The organism is Bacillus sp. GW823-FHT06A10 (genome assembly GCF_058795375.1).
This window is the reverse complement of the sequence record NZ_JBXAHT010000001.1, coordinates 855,779-880,425: the sequence shown is the minus strand read 5'-3', so window position 1 is coordinate 880,425 and position 24,647 is coordinate 855,779. Positions and strand designations below refer to the sequence as shown.

The following is a 24,647-nucleotide window of genomic DNA, read 5'->3' as shown; positions in this document are numbered from 1 at the left end:
GATCCTCCTACTCTACAAAACTTTTAAATAGGAGCGCCTTACGCGTTCCATCTTTTCCAATAAAACAATTAAATTTATGCTTTCCATCTACATAACCAAGTAATTCATCCGAAACTTTCGTATGAAGCGGAATAATATCGCCTTCTTCAATTTGTTCAATCTCACTCATTGTCATTTTCTGCTCACCAATCGCAACGTGAACAGGTTTGTACACTTGATTTACTTTCACTTCCACTTCAGACGTATACTTCCTACGTTTGTCCGAAGAATGTTCGACAATATTTTCAGACGTTAACTTATCCATAATTTCTTCAACAGATAAGAACGGAATCCCGATACGCACCGTCGTATTCCAAAAATCTGTTTTCATATTTACATTAAGTAATGAAATGATATCGCTCGCTGTCGTAATCTTTAATGCATTCGGATCTGTTTCCGTCGTTACAAATTTCGGTTCAATCGCAACAACACTTTCAAATGATTGCTCTAAATTTTTACAAAGAAGCAAGAATATATTATCAAGCGTTAAAAACTCAAATGCTGTTAACGGTCTGCGCATCGTAAAGTTACGCTTACTATCTCCGCCAAGCCAACATTCATGAATATAAATAACGAATGCTAAATCAATCTCAATAACAATTTCTCCAAGCTCTGGTAAACCGAGATCAATTACGCAATATAAATAATAATCTTTCGGCATTTTCTCCACATACTCACTCGTAAATGGAACTTGCTCAACCGTTGAAGGCTCTAGTTCAATTGGAATACGCATACGCGCTGATAACGTCTGTGACGTCTGTTTCCCAAACGTAGAAGCAATCGCTTGCAAACTACGTAAATGCTCAACACCGAACTTCTCTGGTCTATTAAAATCATACTCTTGAAATTTCTCTTGCTTTCCTGCTTCTTGTGCGAAAGCTGGCATTTCCTCGCCTTCATTTACCGCCTTCAGCAGGGCATCAATTTGCTCTTGGCTTAATTTTTCGCCACTCATGACAATCCCCTTCCCTACCTTTTCAATTCAACGATTTCAACGTACATCTTCCCATTCTTCGTCAAAATCTTTCCGGTTCCAATCTCTTCATTCTCAAGCATAAGACGCACCGTATTTTTCGTTGAATTTTCAAGACGATACAATGTACCTTTCGTAATATGAAGCAGATCTTCAATTTTCTTTTTCGTATTTCCGATTTCAAAATAAATTGTTAACGGAATATCATCTTGTAATTTCAAATCTAGCCAACTCCCATATCATGTTCACGAAAATTTCATGTTCTCTCTATATATGAAACTCCCTATTTTGAAACGTCGATATTTAATATTTTTTTAATATATCCTTGCGTTTCTTTAAATGGCGGTACGCCTCCGTACTTTCTCACATTCCCAGGACCAGCATTGTAAGAAGCAAGTGCCAATACTAAGTCGCCGTTATTTTTCTTTAAATAACCGCTTAACTCTTTCACGCCACCTTCAATACTTTCAGCTGGTGAAAATGGATTCTTCACACCCATCTCTTTCACATTCGCTGGCATAAGTTGCATAAGACCCATCGCACCTGCATGTGACACCGTTTTCGGATTAAAATTAGACTCTACTTCAATCATTTTTTGAATTAACGTTTTCGGAATTCCGTATGTACGACTTACACGATCAATAATATCCTCATACTTCCCTTCATTGGAAGAACGTATTTTTTGAATATTATACTTCTTCGTTAATTCCCACGTATCAGCAGCCTCATTTTTCGTTTCTGGGAAACGTCGTTCAAACTCTTTTTGCGCAACTTGCACTTCATCTGCTTTCTTCGTTTCAACCTTTTCTTCAGGCTTACTCGCTTCCTCTACTTTATTAATAGTTTCTGCCGGTTTATTAACAACCGCTTCTATTTTCGTAGATTGTACCGGCTGACTCATATCCTCTACTTTGGCCGGCTGCGTAGTTTCTTTCGTCTCCTTCGCAGGTTCACTCTGCAACTTCTCTTGAAAACGACTACTCACAAATGCTTGTGGACTACTTAACTTTTGCTGAATTTGTCCTTTTTTATATGCAAGCACTTCTTTTACTATATTTCCAACTATCATAATATCACCTTTTCGGTAAACAAAGATAATCTAATATTAGAGTTTTTTTTTAAAGTTTGCAATAATCCTTTTAATAATTATGTAATAAAAAAATGAATATATTGTTAAACTGTTATTTTTTTATATTTATTAATTCGAATTTTTAGTTGACACCCGTTGTAGCAAGGATTACAATAAATCTCGAAATTGATTTTTTCGCATATTACCGTTTTTCAATTTGCAGAAAAGTCAATATAAAAAAATGGGGGTTTCTTAACATGAGAATTAATACAAACATTAACAGCATGCGTACTCAAGAGTACATGCGCCAAAACCAAGCAAAAATGAGCAACGCTATGGACCGTTTATCAAGCGGTAAACGTATCAACAACGCTTCTGACGATGCAGCAGGTCTTGCAATCGCAACTCGTATGCGTGCTCGTGAAAGTGGATTAGGTGTTGCTGCTAACAACACACAAGACGGTATTTCATTAATCCGTACAGCTGATTCAGCAATGAACTCAGTATCTAACATCTTACTTCGTATGCGTGACCTTGCAAACCAATCTGCAAATGGTACAAATACTAATGAAAACCAAGCTGCATTAAACAAAGAATTTGACGCATTAAAAGAGCAAATCGATTATATTTCTACAAACACTGAGTTTAATGACAAAAAATTATTAGATGGTTCAAATACAGAAATCGCAATTCAGACATTAGATAACGCTGATACAAGTAAACAAATTAACATTAACTTATCTAATGTATCCACTAAAGAATTAAAACTTGATACTTTATCTATCGGAACTGATAAAGTTAACAAAACAACATATGCGACAACTACAAAATCATTTGATGATCTTGGAAAGGCAACAGAGACTACTAAAGCGACGCTTGATCCAAAAGTAAAAGCTACTATGGAAGAATTTGATAAAGTTAAATCTTTCATGTCTGCAGATGATGTAAAGAAAATCGAAGCAAAATTAGAAATCTACAATAAAGCAGACGATGGTGGATCAAAAGCTGCAGCAAATGATTTAGGTGCAGAATTTGCTAAATTAACAAAACTTGAAACTTCAGATCTTAAAGCTGATGCTTCTGGTGCAATCGCGTCTATCGATACAGCACTTAAAAACATTGCATCTAACCGCGCAACTCTAGGTGCTACATTAAACCGTCTTGACTTTAACGTAAACAACCTTAAGAGCCAATCTTCTTCTATGGCTTCAGCTGCTTCTCAAATCGAAGACGCTGATATGGCGAAAGAAATGTCTGAAATGACTAAGTTCAAAATCTTGAACGAAGCTGGAATCAGCATGCTTTCTCAAGCAAACCAAACTCCACAAATGGTTTCTAAATTATTACAATAAGCCATTTGAGCTAGTTTCTTGAATAAACCTCTCTGCTTGCGGAGAGGTTTATTTTTTCTATATAGATAGATTGAAAGATTTTTTAACTTAAAGAGAAGCTCTAATCATATTTAGTAGCGGTCAGGGCCTGTTTTATCCTAGTTCCGTGTATGAAAACAAAAAGATATAGTGAGCATACGCCCCTTTTTCTTTTCATAACCGTTTATTAGCTTTAGAACACTAACTATATCAATCTATAAGGAGTGTCTATTATGCGTATTGGTACGAATGTTTTAAGTATGAATGCTAGGCAGTCGTTGTATGAGAATGAGAAACGTATGAATGTGACAATGGAGCATTTGTCGACTGGTAAGAAGTTGAGTCATGCTTCTGATAATCCAGCAAACATAGCGATTGTGACTCGTATGCATGCGAGAGCGAGTGGTATGCGCGTGGCGATTCGTAATAATGAGGATGCGCTATCAATGCTTCGGACAGCGGAAGCTGCTCTTCAAACTGTGACGAATATTTTACATCGTATGCGTGATTTAGCTGTTCAGTCTGCGAATTATCCAAATTCAAATAAAAACCGTGATTCGTTAAATAAAGAGTTTCAATCTTTAACAGAGCAAATTGGCTATATCGGTGAGACGACGGAGTTTAATGATTTATCCGTATTTGGCGGCCAAAACCGTCCTGTTACATTAAACGATATCGGTCATACGGTACATATATCAAAATCTATCCCCCCTTCCCCTACACAACATGACATCAAGATTTCAACAGAACAAGAAGCAAGAACGGCAATTCGTAAAATTGAAGAGGCTTTGCAAAGTGTATCACTTCATCGTGCTGATCTTGGAGCTATGATAAATCGTTTACAGCTCAATATTGAAAATTTAAATAGCCAAAGTATGGCGTTAACAGATGCTGCATCTCAAGTTGAAGATGCAGATATGGCGCAGGAGATGAGTGATTTTTTAAAGTTCAAATTATTAACTGAAGTTGCCCTTAGTATGGTTTCACAAGCGAACCAAATTCCGCAAATGCTTTCTAAACTACTACAATCGTAAAAATTCATCTTCCTTCTTTGGAACGATTCCATACAAAATAAAAGGGAAATACATATAAACTATGTATCTCCCTTTTATTTTGTACCCAAATTTTATTACTGTGTTACGGTCATAACTTGTCCGCTACGATCAACCATAATTTTCATTTTACCGTCTTGTGCATTATATAGCCCTAGTTTATGTAATTCCATTTTACAATCTTGTACGAAAGTTGGTAATTTACGAATTTGATCGATATCAGAACTTGTAATGAAATGAATTAAAAGCTGCGTCATGCCTTTAATATCTTGTACAAGCTCTTCTTTCTCTCGTTTTAACCTTTCATTTTCTAGTTGTAACGACTGCAATTCACCTTCTAGGCTACGTGTATTCTTCGCTTCTCTAAAACGCCCTGCCGCCATACTAGAAAGCTTATAAATACCTTCCATAAACTGATGTAGTTCGTCTTCTTTCCTTTCACTACATTGATTAATTGTTTCAAAGTTATCAACGATACCAGATATAACTGTTACAAGATTTTTTTCATCTTCTTTATGCTGGATTTCTTCTTTTAATTCGTACTCGTTTTCTTGTTTTCTTGCAACGATTGTCTCTTTTACTGGTATATATTTTCGCTTTCGTCCTGGTTTCTGTTTTTCAATATTTTCAAACGGTATTTCACGTTTTTTCAATTTATAATACGTATTTTGCAATTGACTTTCTGTTTTTGGAAAAAGATTTAGTTCATTTTTACTTACGTATTTTGAAATATTTAAAATGTTTAAACCGTGACGCTGACAAAATTGATACACTTCATACAGTAGCTCTAGTTCAGATTTCAGCCATGTAATTGCTGATTTTTCGTACGCTCGCATCCCGCCATTTTTTTCTATATCTATTTGAAATAATACCATTCTATTATGTAAATCAACTAATTCTTCATACTTTACTTGGAATTCTTTTTCTATTTTTTTTAATTCCACCTCTAGTTGCATATCGTTCATTTTATTATTTGACATGTTTTGTAAAAGACCTAATACATTAATTGCTGTGTGGTGATACATAATCTGTGCCACTCCCCCTCATCCTTTCACAATTCTCATCTGACTCCCATGTCTTTTAAGAAAATAGCAATTTTTACATATCCATATTATAACAGTTCGAAATTATCTGTCAAATAATTAACATACAAAAATGTATAGAAAGTATAAAAATTTGGAAAATGTTTTTTTATTAATATGTAAAATTGCATATTAATTACATTTAATTATATTATATGGTATTTTGAATATTTTTTCACCGAAAAAATTTGCGTTACCACGAAATGTTACTAAAATAACCTTCGAAAATACGTTTGCTTATATTTTCAAATCAAAAATCTTCATTTGAAGATTTTTTCATACATACAGCGCCAAACATCTTAGAAACCTTTCATTTTTCTGCCAGGTTAGAGTATAGAATACCAAAAAGGAATTAGCCAATGCTACATATGGCTAATTCCTTCCTCTCTCTAACAGAATAGAGTTATAAACCCAATCTTCAAATCCTCAATCGAAGTCTCACTTCTTCTTACCTAAAACTACTTCATACCTCTGAACTCACATCGCATGAGACTCTATTAATCACTGAAAACTTACTTACATAAGTAGTTTCCCCTATTCCTACTAAATAGAAAAATGTTATACGCCAGCTCTTCTACTTACCTATAACCACTCCATATCTCTGGTCTCAACATCGCATAGGGCTCTATTAAGCACTGACCGCTCAACACTTAGCTAGAGCTTCTATTCTGGCTAAATAGAAGCTTTTAAAGCACTAACTTATCAACTAAACCAATTAGCTCTTGAATATCTGGCTTACTTACTTGAGCATTTGCTCCTACAGCTTCACCTTTATGGAATAATTCATTTGTAATTAATGAAGAGAAAATAATGACTGGTAAACGATTCATTACTTCACTATCCTTAACCACTTTCGTTAAATGATGTCCATCCATTTTTGGCATTTCAATATCCGTAATTAGCAGGTGAATATGTTCAAACATTTTTTCGCCTTGCTCTTTCGCTAATTTTTCAATTTGTGCTAACGCTTCCGCACCATTGCTGAAGAAGTTCATTTTTGTATATCCAGCTGATGATAATGTTTCTTCTAATATTTGGCGAAGCATCGCTGAATCTTCTGCAATATAAATTACTTTTTCAGCTCGATCTGTTTTTTGTTCTAACCCTGCAATTGATTTATTGTCATAACCAGTGCCGCTAATTTCACATACAATTTTTTCATAATCTAATAGTAAGATGATTTTTCCATCTAGTTTTACAATACCAGATGTCGTTTCTTCTAGTCCCATAGATAATGAAGCTGGTTCATCAATTTGTTCCCATGAAATACGTTGAATACGATGCACTTCATCAACGCGGAAAATAACTTTCATTTGGTTTAATTCTGAGATGATAAATTTCGTTTGATCAAGTGGCTTTGTTGACTTTAAATTAAGAGCCATTGCTAAGTTAATAACAGGTAAAATTTCACCACGTACTTGAACAACACCTTCAACTGCATGATGAGATTCTGGCACAGTTGTAACAGGGAATGGATTAATGATTTCACGTACTTTCATTACATTAATACTAAATAGGTTTTCACCAACAGTGTACGTAACAATCTCTAATTCATTTGTTCCGCTTTCTAATAAAATACTTTGTGCTTGTGACATAAAGGTGTCGCTCCCCTTCCATTAATTCCGTATATCTAATTATTAAGCTTTATAAAAGAGAAAAAGTCAACTACCTATATAAAAAATATAGATAGTCGATCGATTCATTTTATTAAAAAACAATTAATCTTGTATAAACGAAGCAAGTGCCTCTAATAACACTTCTTGTGCTCCTACAACTTCCGTCGGCATTGCTTCCCATTTTTTCGAAAGCTCGGTCTCTACTCTTATTCTCAGCTCAGAATTCATTTCTGCTAGCACATATTCTTTCGTTGCTATATCAACATCAAGTAGCGCAAGTGCATATAATTCCGGGTCATTTATTTCTTCGAATAATCGTTTTAATACCACCGGTGCTATATGTTTTAATTTTTCAATATGAATTTCCTTATCCGAAAATAGTAACTCATATTGAATAAACGTAACATTTTCTTTAATCACTTTAAAATAACAATTATTTTTTTTATCATTCACAAAATAACCGTTTGGATCTGCAATAATACTCTCTACTTTACGAATTAAATCCGGCAAACTATTCGCCGCCATTACAGTCCGCTGCTCAACCTCACTCGGCGAAATGAATGTAACGCGATACTTATTTTGCGCCATCCTCCTCACCTCTCCTTTTATAGAAATTCAGTCTAATTGTATACTACAACTACCTTAAATTAACTTAAAACTATTTTATATTACCACTTCTTACACTACCATACTACTCTAGTAACGCTACATATCTCTGGTCTTACACATCGGTCGGGACTCTATTAGGCACTAACCGCTCCAAAACATCGCCAGGTCCTCTCTCAAAACCTAAAAAGTGCTTTTAAGAACCTTTCAATAACTCTATGTTATTAAACCAAAACGCTATCTGCTGATCCGTAATATCAGGCAACATAACAAAAAACTCACGACACTTCATCTCATCCTTAAACAGTTGATACTTCCAAACGCTATCGCTACCAACACTTATGAAATAAAACTCATGGATGCGGCCAATGATTGCTTGTTTTTCGCCAAATGAATATGGAGGCACTTGCTTAATTTCAAATTGATCTGGTAAATATACATGCTCTTCTCGTTCTATTTTTAATACTTGCTCGGCAAGTTCACGTTTATTTTCGAAAAAAGGCAATTGTAAAATTCGCTCTTGTCTTGTCATACGAATAAAAAACCCTTTCTACTCCATTACATTTTTTCTTTACGATATATTATCGAATTAAGTTTACAACTTCATTTAATACTTCATCTGAAACTTTAATCACTTTCGCATTTCCTTGGAATCCGCGTTGGTATAACATTAAGTCAACGAATTCTACAGATAAATCTACATTGGCACCTTCTTGTGCACCACCGCGTACTTTACCCGCACCGTTTTGACCAGATGCACCAAGAGCTAAAATACCTGTTGTATTCGTCGCTGTATAGTTACCATTACCTGTTTTCATTAGTCCGCCTTCGTTCGGGAACATCGCAACAGCTAATTGACCAGCTGATTTCATACTTCCATCAGAATATTTTACCATCACATATCCACCGTCAGCAATGAAACAATCTTTAACCGTCGCTGCTGCTCTACCATCTACGTCTGTTACTGATAATGTTTTATCTGTTGGATGGTTTGTTAAATGACTTAAGTCTAATTTTATAGAGCCGCCATCAAATGGAATATTGGCCCCTTGCTCTTTCGGATTTGGATTTCCAACAGCATCAAATGTCATATTACCACCTGCACCTGGAACATCCTTAAACTCTGTTTCTTTTTTCGAGTCATTACGCATTTGTACTTTATATGTATAATTATGTTCGCTCGTTTGTTTAAACTCGACACGCATTGTCCATGTATTCCCCGCATTATCATATACAGGTAAATCTTGTGTAATTTGTTTTTCACCAGTTGGAATATTACCTTTAATTGTCCCTTTCGATGTTCGAATACCACCAATTGCTGTTCCCATTGGAATTTGCAACGGTCCTGGAATTCCAGATAAATCAACTTCACCAGTTGCCTCATTCGCAGGGTATGCAAATACATATTGACCTTCAGTATTCGTAATATAGTAATCTGAAGATATCCCAAACGTACCTTTACGAGTAAATTCCATATTTCCGCCTTTTGAATCACCTACAACGAAGAAACCATTACCTTCCATTGCGGCTTGTGTTTTGCCACCTGTTAACGTAATTGTACCATCACTATAATCCGTAACTGTACCACTCATTTTCACACCATTACCAATACTTTTCGGATTTGTTCCTGCGTATTTACCGTCACCTTTTGCACCAATCGAATTGTTATATAGTAAATCATCAAACATTGCTTTTTGTTTTTTATAACCTACTGTTTGTGCATTGGCAATATTATTTGAAGTTACACTTAATGCATTTTGTGTTGCATTCATCCCTGTAATACTTGTATATAACGCTTTAATCATAACGTATGGACACTCCTTATGAATTTGTAGTTTTTACTTCTTCAGTTACTTTTTGATCGTCTTTCTTTGCGTCTTCTGGGTTCGTTTCCCCAATCGGTTTATCAGACACTCTCTCAACGAAACGAAGAGATACAACCTTATTATTAATAACGAGCTGTACATCGTTATTTTCCGCAAGGCGAACTGTTTCTACTTGACCGGTTACTTTGTTTCCGTCACCGTCAACACCTCTTACGTATTTACCTAAAAACTTCATTCCACCATCAAGTGCTGTTGAATACATCGTTGATTGCAGCTTATCTACTGCTTTCGTCATATTCTGTACTTGTTCCATAAGAGATAACTGCGCTGTCTGATTCATCATTTGATTCATATCCATCGCATTAAATGGATCTTGATGTTGGAAACTTGATAAAAACAATTTTAGGAAATCATCTTTCCCCATTACCCCAGGAGTCTTTTGCGCTCCTGCCGAAACTCCATTACTTTGTTGCACTGGCGATTGTACACCATTAACAGGTACATTACTTTTTTGCGCTCCTGCTTGTAACGGAATATGATTTGTACTCGTTGTATTTAATCCAACTGTTGGCACGCTTTATTCCTCCAATAATCCCGCAAATTCTGTTGATTGTTGTTTTTCATGATTTGTATTTGCTAATTTCTGTTTTTGCCTTTGCTCTTGTTCTCGCTGTTCTTTACGATTTTCATCTTTATCTGAATAGCTAATTTGAATATTGATTTCTTTTTCTTTTAACTTTAATTTCAATTCATCAAAAATGATTTCAACACGTTTTTTCGCATCGTGTTTTTCCATTTCTACGTGAACATCAATTTGATCTCCGTGTTTTTTCATAAACACTGTTAATGTACCAAGTTTTTCTGGATTTAACTGAAATAAAACACGTTCTTGTTTCACTACAAATTTTTGCAGCGCTTCTACTTGTGCTTCCATTTTCTTTCCTAAGTCAGGTAATGAAACTTTCTCAGCACCACTATTTGATTTCCCTACTTGTTCGGTACTCGTCGTTTTATTTAATAACTCTGCACCTGCAGAGCTCGAATCATTTAATGCATCAACCTCTGGCAACTCTACCTTTGCATCATCGCTCTCAAGTTTCGGAAGATCTACGTCTTTAAACTCTTCTTGTTTCTTTGCAATATTACAAGTTTCTGTTTCTACAACTTTCAATGCTTGCATCGTTTGCTCTGGCATCTTCATTTTGTCTAATACCATTTGCATTGTATCTTCTAAACATATAGCATTTTTGATATTCATATTTGAAAGAAGTTCTTGTAATTGTTGTAATTCAGCTGCAGGTAATTCATTAAGTTTAATATTGCCATATTCTTTATATAGCTCTTGTATTTTTTGTATGTATTGATATAACAATTCCGGCTGCACATGTAATTGCTCAATTGCAACCATTTGCTCAGATACAGCTAATAACAACTGTTCTGTCTCTTTTTTTTCTTCTTTCTTTACAATAGGCTCTTCTTTCGTTACCGATTTTTTAGAAAGAATATAATCTTTTTTCTCTTCTGTTGGTGCTTCTTCTCGTTTCGTTTTCTCCGTTTGCGGCTGTTTTTTATTTTCCATTCTCATCGTACGATCGAATGAAGAATCTTCATTTTTTGATTGTACTTCTAGCCCTTTTTCTTTTTGCGGAGGTAAACTTTGTTGCACCGGTAATACAGACTGTATCACTACATTCACCTCATCCATTCATACACATTTTCAAATCCAGAAGCATTTTTTCTTCCAGCTTTTCTTGTGCTTTCGCAAGCTTTTTGCAATTTTCTTGATACATCTCATCAATGACACGTTCTTTTTCTTTTACTTGCTCTAAAAGGCTTTCATTTTTTTGAATAAAACCTTCCGTTTTTTTAATTTTTCGATTCCATTCTTCTATTCTTTCAGGTGAAAACGTATGTGAAGAAAGCATGCCAGCCATAATACGTTGCCCAGTTTGTACGACTTTACTACGCGATTTCACAACATATAAATCATATTCTTTTTTTTGTTCTATTTTTCTTTTTTCAGCTGTTAATTCATACACTTCTTTTAAAATATGTTCTTTTTCTTGATTTATTTGCAATTTTATTGTGTCGTACTGCTGTTTATCCACCTGTTTTCATAGCCCCTTCCTATTATAACGTTCTCTTTTTCTATTATATAGTTTTTTTCCAAAAAAATCTGTGAAATATTAAAAAACAAAAAAATAAGACCTCTTGGGCAGAGGCCTTATACTATATGGTGTATCGCTTCAACGATATCATCAAATCGGAAACTATCCGATCGACCTTGCTTTAAAAATGTATTTATACCTTCTACTTTATTTTTACATTCAAAAATATAAGCATTTTCTTCATTTTCTTGAATCGTTCCTAACTTAAAATACAATTCATTTTCTTTATAAATTGATAAAATTTTCCTCATTTCATTTGCAAGTTGCCAATGATGTGGCGACACGATTTCTTCCATAATCCTACTTACTGAATCTAATACTGAAATTGCAGGATAATGACTAAGCGTTGCAAGCTCACGCTTTAATACAATATGTCCATCTAAAATACCACGTGCTAAATCTGGTACAGGACCATTTAAATCATCCCCATCAACAAGCACCGTATAAATACCTGTTATAGATCCCTTTTGTGTTTTCCCAGACCGCTCTAACAACTTCTTCATATAACTTTCCATTAACAGTGTTTTACCACCAATCGGTAACTCTTTAACAGCAATATCAACACTTCTTCGTGCATCGGCAAAACGAGTAACAGAGTCCATCATAAGTAATACATTATTGCCTTGATCACGGAAGTATTCAGCAATAGACGTTGCGAGTTTCGCTGCACGAAGTTGCATAAGATGACTTTCATCTGACGTCGCTACAACAACGACGCTTTTTTGCATACCTTCCTCGCCTAACTCTTTTCGAATAAAGTCTTTTACTTCCCGGCCACGTTCTCCTACTAAACTAATAACGTTTATATCAGCTTTTGCATTTTTTGCTATCATTCCAAGTAAAGTAGATTTACCAACACCTGACCCAGCAAAAATACCAATCTTTTGACCGATACCAATTGTTAGCATAGAATCAATTGATTTTATTCCTGTTTCAAATACATCGGTAATCTCTTCACGTTCAAATGCATGTATAGGCGGTGCATCTAGTTTAATTTTCTGTAATGGAATGTTTTCAGCTTCCTCATTTAACACTTCACCATTTGCACTTAACACTTTTCCGAGCAAGTGATTACCACGTGGTACAACAACATCTTCTGAAACTAATGTCACTGAATCTCCATAACATACTTTTTCTGTCTGTTCAAATGGAAGTAGCATATTATTTTCTTTTTCAATAGCAATCACTTCACATAAGACGTTATGTTCTCCAACGAAGCAAACATCTCCAATCTTCGCTTTCGGCCCTTTTGCTACGAAAAACTGTTCTTGTACACTATGAACTTTGCCTACTTTCGTATACAGTGGTGTTTCAATGAACTTATTCCATTTTTCGTTCTCATTCATTAACAGACGGCTCATACATTTTGCTCCTCAAATAGCTTCTCTTCTTCCCATTTCTGACGAAGTTTCGCAAATATAGGTGCAAATTTAAATTCAAAGAACTCTTTCTCTTCTTCCAGAACAAATTCACCAAACTGCAGGGAGAAATCATATTTCCATTCTACTAATTGTAGTAACCAATATTCTTTCGTATTTTCCTTCTCTTCTTGAATACGTTCAAACGTTTCTGGATGTACTGTAATGATTAATTTTTCAAACGAAGTTGGCAATGTTTGCACGATGCCAGTTAAAATAGGTAACACATCAAGCGATCGTGAATCTACCGCTTGATTCACGATTTTTTCTGCTAGATGAAAAGATTGATCCCATAATAACTCTGTCCATTCATATGCTGTTTCTTGTTGTTCTTTTTGAAACTGCACACGCGCTGCTTCCATCTGTTCCATTTGTTCATGAATATGCATTTGAAATTGTTCTTTATCTTGTAATAACTGCTGCCGCTCTCGTTCTAGCATTTGCTTCTCTTGCCTTAGCTGATTCATTTCCATATGTAACGATTCTTGCTGGGCGCGAAGTTCTGCATGATCAGCTTGTAATTCTTCCTCTTCTATTCGAACTGAAGCTGGTTTTGGAAATTGTAATTCATACGTTTCTTCAGAAAAAGAAACAGAATTCTTCGGAATTCTGTTTTTAAATAAGGACATCCTCTTCACCTCTTTGAACGATAATTCTTCCTTCTTTTTCTAGCTTTTTCACTGTACCAGTGATCGTTTGCTGCGCTTTTTCAGCATCCGTCATCTTAAGCGGTCCTAAGCCATCTAATTCTTCTAGAATCATCTCTTTACGGTTTGAAGACATACATGTAAATAATTTCTCTTTAATTTCTTCTTTTGCAATTTTAAGTGCTTTCGCAAGAACACCGTTATCTGTAATTTCTTCTAATACACGGCGAAGCGCAAGATCTTCAAGACCAAGTAAGTCTTCAAAGACAAACATATTTTCTTTAATTTTCTCAGATAACTCATAATCGACTTCATCCAGCTTTTGAAAAACTGTTTTTTCAACACCACGTGAAACATTATTTAAAATGTTTACGATTGTTTTCAAGCCATCAGTTTTATTAATTGCACTGAATGCCATATTATTTAATTTCGATTTTAACAACTCACCAATTTGATTAATTAATTCACCATCAACTTGTTCTAACTTCGCAATACCCATTACCGTCTCTACTCGTTTATGATCTGGCAATCTCTCAATTAATTGAGACGCAAGTTGCGGTTTAATATAAGAAGCGATAATTGCAATTGTTTGTGGTGACTCATCATTAAGCACTGTAAGAAGTGGTTCTAAATCTGTAAGTGAATTTAAGAATTCAAATGGATTATCTTTGTTATACCAAAGATCTTCCAATAATTTTTCCAGTTCGTCTTCTGGCATGTTTTTAAATATGCGACGAATGTATTCTTTATCTGGAGTGACTAAGTTCAATTCTTTTACATTTAATTCATATAAGAACTCTCCTAGTACATTTTCTAACGTTTCTGGTTTGTATACACGAAACTTTGCGATTTCACGAAGTAATACTTCTTTTTCCTCAGCTGTCATATATTCAATGACTTTTGCTGCCACCCCTTCTTCTAATGTACGAATAAGGATGGCAGCTTTTTCTTTGGAGGAGATTTCATCTAACATCGTTGTTCCTCCCTTACTGTCCGTTTAACCATTTTTTAATTACTTTTGCAGTTCCTTCTACATGTTCTTTCGTAGCATCCTGCACTTGTTCATCTAACGTTGGTTCTTTCGGTTCTTCTGGTTCAGGTTTTGGCTCTGGCACTATTTTTTCTTCAGGAATTTCCAAGATACTTTCATTACTTGCAGCAATTTCGTCTTCTGCTAAGTATTCTTCATATTCCTCTTCTTCTTTCTTTCTCTTACGTCTTGCTAATAAGAACCATACTAGACCACCGATTGCTAATAAGCCAGCTGTAATTCCACCGAATAACCACCAGTTCATACCACTTTTTTCTGGCTCTTTCTCTTTTTCGGCTTTCGGCTGATCGAACTGAACAGTTACAACGTTAACTTGACCATTTATAAAGTTACCGTTCGGATCAGCTTGAAGTCCTGCCGCTGTTCCGATTGCTTCTTTAAAAGTTGTCATATCCATTCTACGTTTTACTAACGTATCATTATCTACCCATACAACAACATTTGTTTTCGTTAATTCTGGGTGTTTCTTAATTGTTTCAACTGTTTTATCTATTTCATAGTTTTCGATTTTGTTACCATTTTTATTATCATAGACAACTTTACCATTTTGATTATTGTTCGTACCGTAGTTTGGCACTTCACCGTTCGCTGTAATACCAGCACCTTGCTTCGTATCTGCCCCTTCTTGCGCAGTAGAGCTTTCCTCTTGCTCTTGTTTACTACGAAGTACACCTTTATCACCATACTTTTCTGACTGACGTGTAACTTCATCGTAGTTTACAGATACTTTCGTATTCACTTTATATTCATTCGGTTTAAACATCGTCATTAACGTTGCATCAATATCTTGCTTTAATTTACCTTCAAGTTGATGCTGCATCTCTACTTCTTTCTCATAAGAAGAAGAACTACTAGAATGTGCTTCATCTGTCCCTTTTGAGATAACACCTTTTTTACTATCAATAACGCTTACTTCTTCTGCCTTCACGCCAGGAACTGCTGCACTAATCATTTGCTGTATACCTGCAACTTGATCAGCTGTTAACAATTGGCCACGCTTCACTCCAACCGTAATCGCCGCTGTTCCTTTTGCTTTTTCTTCATCAAAAATTGTCTCTTTTTCAGGCAATGTAATTTGAACATTTGCCGTTTCAACTGTCGCAAAGTTTCTTACAATATCTTGCTCCAATTGCTTCTTCGTACCGACAATTTGCTTCATTTTTTTATCTTGCTCACTTGAACCGAGCGAGCTTTCTAATAAAATTTCCTCACCGCTTTTAGAATTAAACGGTAAGCCCATCCCATTCATTTCTTTTCGAACCCATGGAGCATCATTCTTTTGCACACGAATCAAACCATCGGCCGCTAATTGATAATCGACACCTAACTTCGATAATTCTGCTGTAATCTCTTGTTTATCTGTATCATTTAAATTTTGATATACAACAACATATTTATCTGGCAAGGTGAAGTATAAAAGTGCTCCTGTTACAATCGCTAAAAGCGCAGCACCAATTACTAACTTATGCCACGTTTTTAACGATTGGATAACATTTTTCATCTTTTCCATTTAAACACACCCGTCCACTTTCCTAAATTTGCATATTAATTAGTGACTTATAATTTTCAATAAGATTATCACGTACGAGAGCAGCCGTTTTCATTTGAGACTCAGCTTTCTTTTGCTGAATTAAAACGTCATGTGTTTCTCCTACCCCTTTAGTTAGTAAATCATATACTGCTGTTTGCGCATTGTTTTGCGTTTGATTCATATCTTCCAATAAATCAATAAACTTTTTCCCCTCAACTACAGATGTTTGAGAAGTTTTCGATGCACCAATTGACTGAATTGCTCCAAATGGTTGTGTATTTAACATTGGTTGGATTTTCATATTACTATCTTCCCCCTTATCCTCGGCCGATTTCTAAATCTTTATCAAGCATTTTTTTATTTGCATTTAATACACTCGTATTTGCTTCATACATTTTTTGAGCAACCATAACATTCGTCATTTCAGCAGTTACATCAATATTTGGATAACGTACATATCCTTCTTCATTTGCGTGCGGATGCGTCGGATCATACACTAAATTTTCCGTTTTGTCTGCTTCAATACTTTTTATCTTCACTCCGTTAGTAGGAGCCCCATCTAGCATACTTGCAAAACTATTGTTTGATTCTAGCACCACACTACGACGCTCATATAAATCTGCCCCCGGAGCCGCCGTCGTATTTGCATTTACAATATTGTTAGAAGTAACTTCCATCCACTTTCTCGCTGTCGTTAGCCCTGAGCCACTTGCATTAATTGCCTGAAACATCCGTTGTCTCTCCTTCTACTTTTAACGTCCGCGTGCCGCTTGGTTAATTGCATATTGTGTATTAATTGCGTTAACTGAAATACCGTATAACTGATTTGTTTTCATTAAATCTAGCATTTCTGTCGTTACATCCACACTATTTCCGTCTTTATTCGTTTGCATTGATTTTGTTTGAATCTTTGCATATGTATTTTTCGTATTTACTGTCGGCAAGTGCATTTCATTCGTTTGATATAAATCTGGATTGCTCTTTAAATCAGCCGCATTGTTTTTATATAATGCACTACTTTTATTCATCTGCTCAGCAAATGTTACATCTTGTGCTTTATAGCCAGGTGTATTCGCATTTGCAATATTACTAGAAACAGTATTTCGTTTCGTCACTAAATAATTCATATAATGGCTTACATCACTCACTAAATCTGGCATATTCCACACCCTTCCTTTTCTAACGTAATGATCCACTGATAGAAGTTTCACTTCATTATTTATTTTCTTATATGCGTTTATTAAAATATTTACTATTATGTACCCTTACATATTTTATTCCATTTTTTCATTATTGTCTTTAGAAAAATACAAAAATATAAAAAAGAATGCAAAAAAACTGTATACACATAGTAATCTATAGAACATTTCAATATATAAACTACAAACTAAAGTCCATTTTTCTATTATTTAGATTACTATTATTTTTTCATCACAGTCATAAAATGAAACCTCAATCAGCGGATTTCTTTATGTAAACGAAGGAATAGATCCCCTTTTAAAAGGGGGATCTGCTTCCAGACGTTATTATTAATATTTACCGTAAAATGAATTAGCCTTCATTCGCCCATCATTTGTCATAATCATTTCTTCCAAAATCTTTTGCTTATCCCGAATATGCTGAGCGGCCTTAATAATGAACGGGCTTACTTCTGCCGCAACTTGCGCACGCGTTTCTTCATCCAATGTCATCATCCAGCGATTTAACATCTCACTCTTCTCAGCAAACTCTCTGTCTGACACTTGCAATTCACCGATTTCATTAAAACAGCTGACAAACGTCCGATAAATATCATTGTTCATTTTCAAGTGCTCCGCGGTAACCGTCTATTAAATCTTGTAACACTTTCACAATTGCATCAATATCTTTCGCTTCACGCGTTACTTTCATCGTTTGAATTTGAATGCTGATCCAATCATATAAACCATAGAGACTATCATATAAATCTTTCGTAATTTCAGGATTTAATTGAAGCTTTAGTTCTTCAAAAATACGTTCTAATTTTTCAAGAAGTGCGTCCCCTTCTTGTAGTTTAAAAGTATGTAAAAGTTCTTCTAAATTACGAAACTCTACAATACATCTTTCATAAATAAAAATTGTATTTTTAATCGGATTACTCGTCATAATATCATTTTGCATATAACGTTGCCATGCTTGCATACGATCACTTCCTCAACTTTCATTAATCATCACTTTTTTGTTTTGTCATTGCTTTAATTGTTTTTAATTGGCTATCAAGCGCTGCTAATGTACTCTCTAGCTTTTGATACTTCTTCACAATTTCATCTTGCTTTTGCAAGTTTTGCGTCTCAATATCTTTAATCTTTTTATCTAAATCACTTACACGTGAGTCAATATTTTTAACTCTCTCGCCGACTACACCTTTATCACCGAATAGTTTATCAAGTGGTTCTTCCATCATTTTTCCTAAACCGTTAGAACTAAAGAAAAATTGCTTCGCTGCATCTGGCTTCTCTTTTAATGCTTTCGTTAACTTTTCGTCATCAACTTCCATCGTTCCATCTTGCTTTAATTGAATACCAAATGTGAATAAATAATTACCATCTTGAGAAAATGTTACGACATTGTTCATCGCTTGACGTACACTTTGCATAATAGCTTGACCTTGGAAAGCTCCACCTTTTCCGGCAAAGATATCTACTGTAGAAACAGCTTTATTATAATCAGCTACCATTTTTTTAATAACATTCGATGCATCTGTTACGTTTGAATCACTTACTGTAAATTTTAGATCTATACCTTTTGCTTTTGGATCTGTTGTACCAGCATCTGGCGCTCCTTCTACTTTCGGCTCAGTTACCTTTAACAATTCAATTTTCACACCAGGAAGAGCTTCAATTGTATTAGTAGAACCTTCCCCTTTGATACCATTAATAGTATACATAGCATTTTGCGCTTCATTGATTGTATTAAGCGCTACGCCATCCGCATTAGCTAAACCAATATCTTGAAATAGTGTAGATGTGTTCCCCTCAAACTTAATTACTCCATCTGTTCCTTCTTTTTTCGAGGTCATGAAAATTTTATTTCCAAGTGTATAAGCTGATACGCCATAATCTCCATCATTAATCTTATTAATTAAATCTTTATATGTCATATCAGTTGTTACTTTTAGTTCTTTACCACCTAGTTTTAATGTTTCATCTTTAGGAAGCTTCGCATTTATATCTTTAATGTCATTTGAAGCTATTTGATGACGCTGTGCAAGCTGTGTAATCGTCATATTAAAAGTTCCTGCAATCGCACCACCATCAGCTTTTACATTAATATAACCGTCTTGTGTTGTCGTTACTTTTTTCTCATTTCCTTTAAAAGCCGCTAAGTTTTTAAAAGTTTGTGTAAAAGAACTAAATTCTGATTTTAAACTTGTATATAGTAGTTTATCATTTGTAAGGTCATTCTTTTCTTTCGTATATGGTGTTTTTCTCATATCTAAAGCATTCATTTCTAATTCGACGAAGTTAGAAGTATCGATCATATTATTTCCGAGGTTCCAAATTTGTTGTCTACCACCAATACCTGTCATCGTTGTTCCTGCCATTTTTCTCACTCCTTATAGATTACATGTAGTCTAAAATACTCGTTTTACTCATCGTACTAACCGCTTTAAGCGTCGCTTCATACGTTGCATTTATATATGCCAAGTCAGAAATTGCGACCGCTAAATCAACATCCTCAATTTCTTTACGGTTTTCTTGAAGCGCTAAATTTTGCTCACTTAAAATTGTTTTAAACGTCTCCATCGTGTTCATTGTTGAACCAACTTCAGTTGTACGGTTAATGATGCCATCTAAGTTTTTCTTATTTTCTCCTAATAACGGTTGTAACGCTTTTTGGTCACCTTTTTGCATCGCTTCGCTCATCTGTTTTAACGTTTTTATAACCGGTGATAATAATGCTTCTCCGTTACGAAATGCCTTTAATTCATAACCATCATTTAGTTGCCAGTTCACATCATTTTTTCCGCCCTGGTACGTACCATCTTCTGTAAATGGTGAATTTTCTGCACTATCACCACCGAAAATATAACGGCCTTGCTCTTTCGTATTCGCTAAATATACAACTTGTTTTAAAATTTGATCAATCTCTGCACCGATGGCTTTCAATTCTTTTTCACCATTTGGCTCATTTAATGCCTGTACCGTTAATTGATCTGCTCTCGTTAAAGATTTAAAAATACCTTGTAAAGTATTTTCAGTTTGTGTTAATACATTTTTTGAGTCAGCTAAATCTTTTTGCATTTGTTCAATATTCGCCAATGAATGTTGAATCGCAAATGATTTACTCGCTGCAAGTGGATCTTCACTCATAAGAAGGTTTTTCTTCCCTGAAGTTACTTGGTTTCTATGGTATTGTTGTTGCACATTCAAATCCATTAACTGATTCTTTGCCCAGTTTGCATTTTGAAATGTAGATACTCTCATTTCTATCTCCTCCTTATATATTTCCAATCAATTATTATCACTTATCGAATAATCGAAAATAGACTATCAAACACTTCATTCATCGTAGTAATAGCTTTAGAGTTTGCGACAAAATATTTTTGGAAGGCCATTAAATTTACCATTTCCTCTTCCATATTTACACCTTCAACGCTCATTTTTTCTTGTTGAATACCTTCTAGTAAGTCGCCATGAATTTTTTGATAACCATTTACTGCACTTTTATCAGATGCAACACGAACTATAAATTGATCTAATGCTTGTTTATAAGAAAGACCTTCTTTATAATCGTCTTCTGTAACTGCTGCTAGTTTATTTGCTGTTTCAGCAGATATTTTCATTTTCGAAATATCTTTTTGGAATTCTGGATTTAACTTCATATCTTTCGCATGATCTCCAACGAAGAAATCTTTTCCCATCACTGTATTCACTTGATTTTTCATCGAACTCATTAAGTCTTCAAGATTTTTTTTATAATCAACAATCTTCGCTTTCGTGTCAATCGCTGATTTTATCGCTCCGCTAGTTACAGAGATTTCTGAACCGTAAATTTCAACTGACATTGGGTCTTTTTCTTTATTTAATTGAAGTGGATATGTATCTTGTCCATTTACTGTTAAAATACCATTCATTCTAACACTCGCGATATTAGGATTCATAGATTCATAAGATACTTCGATGTTTGCATACTTAGACATCTCTGTAACGATGCGATCTCGTTCGTCTAAAAGTTGATTTGGCACTTGTGTACCTGCTTGTCCAATTTTATGATTCGCTTCTGCTAAACTAGCAGCAAGACGATTAAATTCATTAACATGCGCTTCAATATCTTCTGCCGTCTGTGCTTCCACTGTATCTAAGTTTTTCGCAAGACGATTCACTTGACTTGTGAACTTCCCAGTTTCAGAAATTAATGTATCGTAGTAGTTTGGTTGTTCTGGATTTTTCGCCACTTCACGAAAGGCATTAAAGAAACCGTCCATTAAACTAGATAATGAATTCTTTCCTGTCGTTCCAACCATAGACTCTACACGTGATAAAGTCGAATTCATGTAGTTATAGTAAGAGAGCTGAGATAATTGATCATTAAACTGCTTCGTCTTTACCTCATCAGTAATACGGTCAACACCTAGCGTTTGTACACCGTAACCAATTCTCTGTTCTGGCGTATGACCATTGCTTGCTCCAACAGATCCGTAATTCACCATTTGACGCACATAACCCGGTGTATGAATGTTAGACAAGTTTTGTTTCGTTGTTTGTAACCCCATTTGAGCCGCTAACATGCCCGATAGCGGTGTATTATAATCAGATAATCTCATAAAGCTTCACTTCTCCTTTACAATAGTTCGTTCATAAAGATTTGCGAATTATTGTTTCGCTCTAAGTTATATTCAGAAACAGAATCCACAATACTTTCTGTAGTTTTTAATAGTACGTTTAAGTAATATTGATTTTTCAAAAGAATCATTTTTACATTATCTTCTAATTCAGTTACGTTTTTTTGTAATTCTTCCATTTTTTCAATTTCTTCTTGAGAAAAATACGAAAATAACGCACTTACACGAAACGATTCAACTCCTTGTTCTTTACAGAACTGAACAACCATTTCTTCAAATGAGCTTGATAACCCTTTTAAACCATCAATGTACTGCAATTGCTCTACTTGTAACTTTTGAACTGCATTTACATTTTTACTTTTTAAATTCTCATATATTTGCTCTCCAAGCGCTTGAATATTTTCATACGCTTTTTGAATAATAACGAGTTTTTCATATAATTGTATGTACATATAGCTTCCTTTCTTTTACAAGACTAAATTCACAATTAAACCATGGATTTCTCCAATTTGATTTAACATTTCTAAATGTCCTGTTTTCGTATTAATTAAATTCATAACATCTTCTAATTCATTCAATCCCATTTCTGCCTGTTTCACAATCGTCATTTTCTGTGAATATCCGTAACGTGGGTGACGAGACATGACATCTTTATACTGCAATACATTATCAACGTAAAAATTCAAAAATGATTTTACTGTATTTTTGTATTCCATTACATTATCAAGCGTTAATTCCATTTCAATTTTCTCTTTAATTTCTCCAATATTATCGACAAACGCTTCCATTTGTTCTAGTAATTTATCTTTTTTCGGATCTGCATGCAAATTATCCGAAAATGCAAGTCCTGTCCTGACATTTGCTTCTTTCGGCATTTGAGTAGCAGGCGGTATATGCGATAAAATTGGATTATGCGAGATAGAACGTAGCATATATATCACCTATTTATTTTTTTATTTCTTCCTAAACTTAATCGTAAAATCCAGTTATTTATAATTATACTCTGAACAGTAATATTTTGCAGTTATTTTTTATAAAAGATATGTTACAATTTAGCATGAGGTGGCACAATTCTATGAATATTTTCCTTTGTGGTTCAAATCAATTAACAGCATTAGATCAAGAAGAAATTAAAAAATTTTTAACTGACTATGCTCACAAACATAAAATTTACATATTATGTTATAAATCTATTGAAAATGAGGTTCTTCGTTTTTTCGTTGAGAATGAAAGACTCGCTCAAAATTTATGCCTTTACACGCTGCAACCATTGCAAGCAATAACAGATGAATTTCAAGAAGTCGTTGATTACTTAAAAAAACACGGAGCCGAATATGTTGCTTTCGATCATCCTTCTGACTCCATTTACCGATCAGATTATATGTTTTTTGTTAAACAAATTATTGAAGACACTGATTTAGTTCTCTGTTTTTATAATGGGGACAAACATACATCTGTCATCCCTGTCGATGTTGCAAAAGAAGCAGGTATTGATGCTGTCATTTATGATTTACCAGGATTACATGAAAAGCAAATGAAAAAAAGCTTTGAACAAAAAATTCGTATGATGTAAAGGGGGAGGCACAATATCATTATTGTGCCCATTGTAAATATGATAATTGAACAAGATTATGATCATTTTATCGCGAGTTTTAAACAACAATTCAATATGGATATCGCTTCTTATAAACAAGATAGAATGCGCCGTAGAATCGATGCTTTCATTTCGAGAAAAGGCTTCGAAAACTACACTAATTTTTTAAACAAATTACGCGCTGATCAAAATTTATTTTTAAATTTTATTGACTATATTACAATTAACGTTTCAGAGTTTTTTAGAAATAAAGAACGCTGGCAAACTTTAGAGTCGAAAGCACTACCAAAATTACTCGAACAAAATAGCGGAAAATTAAAGGTATGGAGTGCCGCTTGCGCTGCTGGTGAAGAACCGTATACACTCTCTTTAATTTTATCAAAGCATCTAGCTCCATTTCGTTTTGAAATTCAAGCAACAGATCTTGATTTTCATATTTTAGAAACCGCAAAACGCGGTCAATATACAGAACGTTCTCTGAAGGAATTACCTAATGATTTGAAAGAACGTCATTTCACAAAAGAGAATGATATATATTCATTGCATCAAAACATTAAACAAAACGTTACGTTCAAACAGCACGACCTTTTAATGCAGTCGTTCGATACAAATTATGATTTGATTATTTGTCGTAACGTAATGATTTATTTTACAGAAGAAGCAAGAGTAAAACTTTATGAAAAATTTAGTCGTTCTTTACGAAAAGGCGGTGTACTATTTGTTGGTAGTACGGAACAAATTTTAACACCCGAACGTTACAATCTTCAGCGATTTGATACATTCTTCTACGAAAAAATATAAA

The 24,647-nt window shown here is 34.6% G+C and carries 29 protein-coding genes; 4 read left to right on the top strand and 25 right to left on the bottom strand.

Features of this window, described 5'->3' with window-relative positions; genetic code table 11:
• Window positions 1–7: 7 nt before the first annotated feature.
• The 3 genes from fliM to AC1Q8M_RS04620 form a co-directional block, all read right to left on the bottom strand.
• Complete coding sequence (gene fliM / locus AC1Q8M_RS04630; RefSeq protein WP_000012361.1) at window positions 8–994, bottom strand: flagellar motor switch protein FliM; 987 nt, start codon at window positions 992–994, stop codon at window positions 8–10.
• Between the two features lie 14 nt (window positions 995–1,008).
• The gene (locus AC1Q8M_RS04625) at window positions 1,009–1,233 is read right to left on the bottom strand and encodes a flagellar motor switch protein FliN (RefSeq protein WP_000775712.1); all 225 of its coding nucleotides are present in this window, start codon (window positions 1,231–1,233) and stop codon (window positions 1,009–1,011) included.
• Window positions 1,234–1,295: 62 nt separating this feature from the next.
• Window positions 1,296–2,081, bottom strand: coding sequence for a lytic transglycosylase domain-containing protein (locus AC1Q8M_RS04620; RefSeq protein ID WP_000635230.1), 786 nt, complete (start codon window positions 2,079–2,081; stop codon window positions 1,296–1,298).
• 257 nt (window positions 2,082–2,338) lie between these two features.
• Between AC1Q8M_RS04620 and AC1Q8M_RS04615 the strand changes: the two genes are divergently transcribed.
• Window positions 2,339–3,433, top strand: a complete 1,095-nt coding sequence (locus AC1Q8M_RS04615; protein ID WP_016513058.1) for a flagellin N-terminal helical domain-containing protein — start codon at window positions 2,339–2,341, stop codon at window positions 3,431–3,433.
• 251 nt (window positions 3,434–3,684) lie between these two features.
• Window positions 3,685–4,485, top strand: a complete 801-nt coding sequence (locus AC1Q8M_RS04610; protein ID WP_001219721.1) for a flagellin N-terminal helical domain-containing protein — start codon at window positions 3,685–3,687, stop codon at window positions 4,483–4,485.
• A gap of 95 nt (window positions 4,486–4,580) precedes the next feature.
• Here the strand turns inward: AC1Q8M_RS04610 and AC1Q8M_RS04605 are convergent, their stop codons facing one another.
• From AC1Q8M_RS04605 to AC1Q8M_RS04500, 22 genes are all read right to left on the bottom strand, one after another.
• A complete protein-coding gene (locus AC1Q8M_RS04605) occupies window positions 4,581–5,528 on the bottom strand; it encodes a DNA-binding domain-containing protein (RefSeq protein ID WP_000274693.1) in 948 nt (315 codons plus the stop codon).
• A gap of 743 nt (window positions 5,529–6,271) precedes the next feature.
• Window positions 6,272–7,180, bottom strand: coding sequence for a chemotaxis protein (locus AC1Q8M_RS04600; protein WP_000075943.1), 909 nt, complete (start codon window positions 7,178–7,180; stop codon window positions 6,272–6,274).
• 123 nt (window positions 7,181–7,303) lie between these two features.
• Window positions 7,304–7,789 carry a hypothetical protein gene (locus tag AC1Q8M_RS04595; protein WP_000068299.1) on the bottom strand — a complete coding sequence of 162 codons (486 nt, stop codon included), beginning with the start codon at window positions 7,787–7,789 and terminating at the stop codon, window positions 7,304–7,306.
• Window positions 7,790–8,003: 214 nt separating this feature from the next.
• On the bottom strand, window positions 8,004–8,339 hold the full coding sequence (locus AC1Q8M_RS04590; RefSeq protein ID WP_000198165.1) for a DUF3964 family protein: 336 nt from the start codon (window positions 8,337–8,339) through the stop codon (window positions 8,004–8,006).
• Window positions 8,340–8,388: 49 nt separating this feature from the next.
• Entirely contained in the window at window positions 8,389–9,612 is a 1,224-nt protein-coding gene (locus tag AC1Q8M_RS04585) for a flagellar hook protein FlgE (protein WP_000588320.1), read from the bottom strand.
• 16 nt (window positions 9,613–9,628) lie between these two features.
• Window positions 9,629–10,207 carry a flagellar hook assembly protein FlgD gene (locus AC1Q8M_RS04580; RefSeq protein ID WP_001143462.1) on the bottom strand — a complete coding sequence of 193 codons (579 nt, stop codon included), beginning with the start codon at window positions 10,205–10,207 and terminating at the stop codon, window positions 9,629–9,631.
• A gap of 3 nt (window positions 10,208–10,210) precedes the next feature.
• Complete coding sequence (locus AC1Q8M_RS04575) at window positions 10,211–11,320, bottom strand: flagellar hook-length control protein FliK (protein WP_000616457.1); 1,110 nt, start codon at window positions 11,318–11,320, stop codon at window positions 10,211–10,213.
• Between the two features lie 10 nt (window positions 11,321–11,330).
• Window positions 11,331–11,741: a hypothetical protein gene (locus tag AC1Q8M_RS04570; RefSeq protein ID WP_000360860.1), complete on the bottom strand. Its 411-nt coding sequence runs from the start codon at window positions 11,739–11,741 to the stop codon at window positions 11,331–11,333.
• Between the two features lie 116 nt (window positions 11,742–11,857).
• Complete coding sequence (locus AC1Q8M_RS04565; protein ID WP_098855592.1) at window positions 11,858–13,162, bottom strand: flagellar protein export ATPase FliI; 1,305 nt, start codon at window positions 13,160–13,162, stop codon at window positions 11,858–11,860.
• Complete coding sequence (locus AC1Q8M_RS04560) at window positions 13,159–13,848, bottom strand: FliH/SctL family protein (protein ID WP_000051706.1); 690 nt, start codon at window positions 13,846–13,848, stop codon at window positions 13,159–13,161. The genes AC1Q8M_RS04565 and AC1Q8M_RS04560 overlap by 4 nt, the downstream gene beginning before the upstream one ends.
• The gene (gene fliG / locus AC1Q8M_RS04555) at window positions 13,835–14,839 is read right to left on the bottom strand and encodes a flagellar motor switch protein FliG (RefSeq protein WP_000883364.1); all 1,005 of its coding nucleotides are present in this window, start codon (window positions 14,837–14,839) and stop codon (window positions 13,835–13,837) included. Before fliG ends, AC1Q8M_RS04560 begins: the two co-directional genes overlap by 14 nt.
• Window positions 14,840–14,852: 13 nt before the next feature.
• Window positions 14,853–16,427, bottom strand: a complete 1,575-nt coding sequence (fliF, locus tag AC1Q8M_RS04550; RefSeq protein WP_492334119.1) for a flagellar basal-body MS-ring/collar protein FliF — start codon at window positions 16,425–16,427, stop codon at window positions 14,853–14,855.
• 22 nt (window positions 16,428–16,449) lie between these two features.
• Window positions 16,450–16,749: a flagellar hook-basal body complex protein FliE gene (gene fliE, locus AC1Q8M_RS04545; RefSeq protein WP_000701684.1), complete on the bottom strand. Its 300-nt coding sequence runs from the start codon at window positions 16,747–16,749 to the stop codon at window positions 16,450–16,452.
• A 16-nt stretch (window positions 16,750–16,765) separates the two neighbouring features.
• Entirely contained in the window at window positions 16,766–17,179 is a 414-nt protein-coding gene (gene flgC, locus AC1Q8M_RS04540) for a flagellar basal body rod protein FlgC (RefSeq protein ID WP_000484680.1), read from the bottom strand.
• A 21-nt stretch (window positions 17,180–17,200) separates the two neighbouring features.
• Entirely contained in the window at window positions 17,201–17,659 is a 459-nt protein-coding gene (gene flgB, locus AC1Q8M_RS04535; protein WP_074789290.1) for a flagellar basal body rod protein FlgB, read from the bottom strand.
• 318 nt (window positions 17,660–17,977) lie between these two features.
• Entirely contained in the window at window positions 17,978–18,250 is a 273-nt protein-coding gene (locus AC1Q8M_RS04530; protein ID WP_001058088.1) for a hypothetical protein, read from the bottom strand.
• Window positions 18,240–18,608: a flagellar export chaperone FliS gene (locus AC1Q8M_RS04525; RefSeq protein ID WP_001149516.1), complete on the bottom strand. Its 369-nt coding sequence runs from the start codon at window positions 18,606–18,608 to the stop codon at window positions 18,240–18,242. The genes AC1Q8M_RS04530 and AC1Q8M_RS04525 overlap by 11 nt, the downstream gene beginning before the upstream one ends.
• A gap of 22 nt (window positions 18,609–18,630) precedes the next feature.
• A complete protein-coding gene (locus AC1Q8M_RS04520; RefSeq protein ID WP_098400479.1) occupies window positions 18,631–20,010 on the bottom strand; it encodes a flagellar hook-associated protein 2 in 1,380 nt (459 codons plus the stop codon).
• A gap of 19 nt (window positions 20,011–20,029) precedes the next feature.
• Complete coding sequence (locus AC1Q8M_RS04515; protein ID WP_098855593.1) at window positions 20,030–20,893, bottom strand: flagellar hook-associated protein 3; 864 nt, start codon at window positions 20,891–20,893, stop codon at window positions 20,030–20,032.
• A gap of 41 nt (window positions 20,894–20,934) precedes the next feature.
• Window positions 20,935–22,233 (bottom strand): flagellar hook-associated protein FlgK, encoded by a 1,299-nt coding sequence (gene flgK, locus AC1Q8M_RS04510; protein ID WP_069355335.1) that lies wholly within the window; start codon window positions 22,231–22,233, stop codon window positions 20,935–20,937.
• 17 nt (window positions 22,234–22,250) lie between these two features.
• Window positions 22,251–22,703: a hypothetical protein gene (locus AC1Q8M_RS04505; RefSeq protein WP_098400478.1), complete on the bottom strand. Its 453-nt coding sequence runs from the start codon at window positions 22,701–22,703 to the stop codon at window positions 22,251–22,253.
• 15 nt (window positions 22,704–22,718) lie between these two features.
• The gene (locus AC1Q8M_RS04500) at window positions 22,719–23,183 is read right to left on the bottom strand and encodes a YaaR family protein (RefSeq protein WP_000946323.1); all 465 of its coding nucleotides are present in this window, start codon (window positions 23,181–23,183) and stop codon (window positions 22,719–22,721) included.
• 143 nt (window positions 23,184–23,326) lie between these two features.
• Between AC1Q8M_RS04500 and AC1Q8M_RS04495 the strand changes: the two genes are divergently transcribed.
• Window positions 23,327–23,824 carry a flagellar motor switch protein FliG gene (locus AC1Q8M_RS04495; protein ID WP_001020110.1) on the top strand — a complete coding sequence of 166 codons (498 nt, stop codon included), beginning with the start codon at window positions 23,327–23,329 and terminating at the stop codon, window positions 23,822–23,824.
• A 39-nt stretch (window positions 23,825–23,863) separates the two neighbouring features.
• On the top strand, window positions 23,864–24,646 hold the full coding sequence (gene cheR, locus AC1Q8M_RS04490; protein ID WP_000582875.1) for a protein-glutamate O-methyltransferase CheR: 783 nt from the start codon (window positions 23,864–23,866) through the stop codon (window positions 24,644–24,646).
• Window position 24,647: the final 1 nt, after the last annotated feature.